Here is a 3,093-nt window from a genome sequence, read left to right on the forward strand (position 1 = left end):
GACTTTAGACGAACTAATTGCTGATGATTTTGAAGAGTTTTCGAGTACTGGAGTAATTTATGATAAAGAAAGTATATTAAAACGTTTACCGAGTGAAGATGACCCTGGAATTACATTAAGTAATTTTCAAATAAAGCACCTTTCACCAACATGTGCACTAACTACGTTTAAGGTATTTATAGAAAGTAAACAAAAGTTCTCTTTACGTAGCTCTATTTGGAAGTTGAATGATGGGAAGTGGCAAATGACTTTTCACCAGGGAACTAACACATAGTAATAGATTAAAGGCTTCATATAATTAATCAGATAGGTAGGAAACGTGTATGAGTTATCAAATCAAGGTTATGACTCAAAAACAAGCAGAAGATATTGCTTTTAATTGGCGTTATGAAGGTGAGTATTCTTTTTATGATATGGTAGCTGATGAAGAAGATTTAAGTGAATTTGTCGATCCAAAATCACGTGAGAGTTCTACATATGCCGTGATGAGTAATAAAGATCTAATCGGCTTCTTTAGCGTGAATAAAGTATCTGAACATACATTTGATATAGGGTTAGGCTTGAGGCCTAATTTAACTGGTAATGGGTACGGGTTAAATTTCTTGAATGAAGGTATTAAATTTGTAATTAAAGAATTTAAAGCTGAAAGGATTACCTTATCAGTAGCGACATTTAATCAAAGAGCGATCAAATTATATAAAAAGGTTGGTTTTAAGGAAGTTAATACTTTTATGCAGAAGACAAATGGTGATTGTTTTGAATTTCTGAAAATGGATTATGACTGTCGGAAAGGAGATTAGAGTAATTTGAAAGTTCGACTGACTGATTATGATGAAAACTGGCCTGAAATGTTTAAGGCTGAAGCTGAATTTCTAGAAACTATTTTCAGTGATGAAATTATAAGGTTTGAACATTTTGGAAGTACATCAGTAAAAGGAATGAAAGCAAAGCCTGTGATCGATATGATGTGTATTGTTAAAGACATAGAGAAAGTTGATTCATTCAATGGACATATGGATTCACTTGGATATGATGTTGCTGGGGAATGGGGGATTGTCGATAGAAGGTTGTTTAGAAAGGGAGGAGAAAACAGAACCCACCACATTCATTTCTATCAATTTGATCACCCGGAAATTGAACGGCACTTAGTATTTAGGGATTACTTAAGAGTCCATCCTCAAGAGGCTAATCGTTATAGCTGCTTTAAAGAGGATTTGACGAAGCGTTACGATACTACAAGGGAATATAGTCGAGCCAAAAAGAAGTTCGTAAGTGATATGGAACAAAAAGCACTTCGTTGGCATAAGGATATAAACTCAGAGTGAAAAGTTCAGCCGTATTGAGCTGAACTTTTTCTTTTATACAACGTGACAATTAGGCGGATTTTTCAATAATTAAGCGAAATTCTCAATAATCGGGCGAAATATTCAATAATTAAGCGAATTCCTCGATAATTAAGCGAAATTCTCAATAATTAGGCGAACGCTCAATTAATTAAGCGTTCGCCTAAATTCCACAACCGACCTACGCTTCTTTCGGCTGGCCGATGAGTTCTTTTTCTTCGTCTTTTAACCCTTCTATTAAATAATTGACCAGTTGTTCGCCGTTGATCAGTTCGATGTTGAGTGAGCTGGCGTATTTTCGGGCTTGATTGGTGAAGTCACTTGTTGTGACGATGAATCCTCCTTCAGCTTTTTCTTGGACCATGTTGGAATGGATGATGGCGATTGGATCGAATGGGACGTTATTTTTGTAAGCTTTGACTTGGCCAAGGTATAGTCCCTCATCTCGATGATGGCGTATATCAACACCGTAGTCGCCAATCGTTCCAGTTACAGTCGTCTCGCCTCCGTATTTCGTTCTCATCACATCAGCTACAAAGTCTTCGAATTCATAACTAACTTGCTGAATAAAAAGGTTACTCACTTTATCGGTGAATTCTCCAGTTTCGGAATCTTTTTTAAAATTGAAGCGGTAGTAGAGTCCCATGGCAAGGGTGCGTTTTAAATCTTCGCTTTGATCTAGCAATTCATATAGCTGCTTATTTCGTTTATGTTTTTTTCGATTGATAATGAGTAAATGGATCGCGCCAATGAGTAAAACAACGGTTAACGCTGTTTGAAGCATGTAATCACTCCTTTACATCATCATTGTTGCCAAAAAGTTTGCAGTTGAAACGGTGACAGTAAGCGTATTTTGAATTAGTATAATAGATAAAGTAGGAGGGATAGCGATGGAGCATTACGTGTTTGTATATGGGACTTTATTGTTTGGTGAAAGAAATCATAGATTAGTTGAAGATGCGCATCGTGTTGCAAAAGAGGCGTGGATGACAGGGCGGTTAGTTGATACGACGAATGGTTATCCAGCGTTAGTGTTGGATTCTGATCAGACGGTTTACGGTGAAGTATATAGTGTTACGGGTGAACTATTAGAAACAATTGATGAACTAGAAGGGTACGTGCCTGGTGGTGAGTCGCATTATGAGCGGAAAGTAGTTGAAGTGAAGACGGATTTTGGCACGCTTGAGGCTTATACATATTATTATGAATCTTTGAAGGCTGAAGGTTTGGACGAGGTGCCATTTGGTGACTGGCGATTGGACCAGCAGCTGAAAGACAACGTGCCGTATTATTTTGCGTATGGGTCGTGTATGGATGATGAGCGAATTAACTTGGCGGGGAAGCTTGAAGAGTTTGATAGACTGGGTGTCGGTCATTTGGATGGATATGAATTGCAGTTTACCGTGCATCGACCTGATGGGGGACGTGCAGACATTGTAGAAACTGAAGGAGAGGCGGTCGAAGGGGTTGTTTATGAGATTACCGAAGCGGCACGTGATTATTTATATGAACGTGAAGGTGTGCATGCGGAGATGTACCGCCCAGCAATTGTGGATGTGACATATCAAGGTGAATTAGTGCCGATGCTTACTTTTATTGTGATTGATAAAAAAGATGAGATTGCGCCGCCCGCACATTATTTGACGGAGATTTTACGCGGTGGTGCGCCGGATGTGAGTGAGGCGTATTTGGAGAGAGTGAGAGTTAGAGCTGAGCGATTGAATGGAGGAGAAATTAGTGGAGATTAGAA

At 38.7% G+C, this 3,093-nt stretch carries 5 protein-coding genes; 4 read left to right on the forward strand and 1 reads right to left on the reverse strand.

The features are described 5' to 3' along the window. From A194_RS0115585 to A194_RS0115595, 3 genes are all read left to right on the forward strand, one after another. Positions 1-274, forward strand: a 274-nt coding sequence (locus tag A194_RS0115585; protein WP_017187718.1) for a nuclear transport factor 2 family protein, incomplete at its 5' end; no start/stop codon positions are given. 49 nt (positions 275-323) lie between these two features. Further along, positions 324-800: a GNAT family N-acetyltransferase gene (locus tag A194_RS0115590; RefSeq protein WP_017187719.1), complete on the forward strand. Its 477-nt coding sequence runs from the start codon at positions 324-326 to the stop codon at positions 798-800. A gap of 6 nt (positions 801-806) precedes the next feature. Then, positions 807-1,325 carry a GrpB family protein gene (locus A194_RS0115595; RefSeq protein WP_017187720.1) on the forward strand — a complete coding sequence of 173 codons (519 nt, stop codon included), beginning with the start codon at positions 807-809 and terminating at the stop codon, positions 1,323-1,325. Positions 1,326-1,524: 199 nt separating this feature from the next. On the opposite strand, the gene A194_RS0115600 is transcribed toward A194_RS0115595, so the two are convergent. Then, positions 1,525-2,127: a restriction endonuclease gene (locus tag A194_RS0115600; protein WP_017187721.1), complete on the reverse strand. Its 603-nt coding sequence runs from the start codon at positions 2,125-2,127 to the stop codon at positions 1,525-1,527. Between the two features lie 106 nt (positions 2,128-2,233). Between A194_RS0115600 and A194_RS18890 the strand changes: the two genes are divergently transcribed. Continuing rightward, the gene (locus A194_RS18890) at positions 2,234-3,091 is read left to right on the forward strand and encodes a gamma-glutamylcyclotransferase family protein (protein ID WP_017187722.1); all 858 of its coding nucleotides are present in this window, start codon (positions 2,234-2,236) and stop codon (positions 3,089-3,091) included. The last annotated feature ends 2 nt before the right edge of the window (positions 3,092-3,093 follow it).

The organism is Alkalibacillus haloalkaliphilus C5 (genome assembly GCF_000269905.1).
In the GTDB taxonomy this organism is placed as follows: Bacteria; Bacillota; Bacilli; order Bacillales; family Alkalibacillaceae; genus Alkalibacillus; species Alkalibacillus haloalkaliphilus_A.

Excerpts from the sequence above, each read along its gene's own strand:
- A194_RS0115590 (WP_017187719.1), top strand. The coding sequence starts at position 324 with ATGAGTTATCAAATCAAGGTTATGACTCAAAAACAAGCAGAAGATATT.
- A194_RS0115600 (WP_017187721.1), bottom strand. The coding sequence starts at position 2,127 with ATGCTTCAAACAGCGTTAACCGTTGTTTTACTCATTGGCGCGATCCAT.
- A194_RS18890 (WP_017187722.1), top strand. The coding sequence starts at position 2,234 with ATGGAGCATTACGTGTTTGTATATGGGACTTTATTGTTTGGTGAAAGA.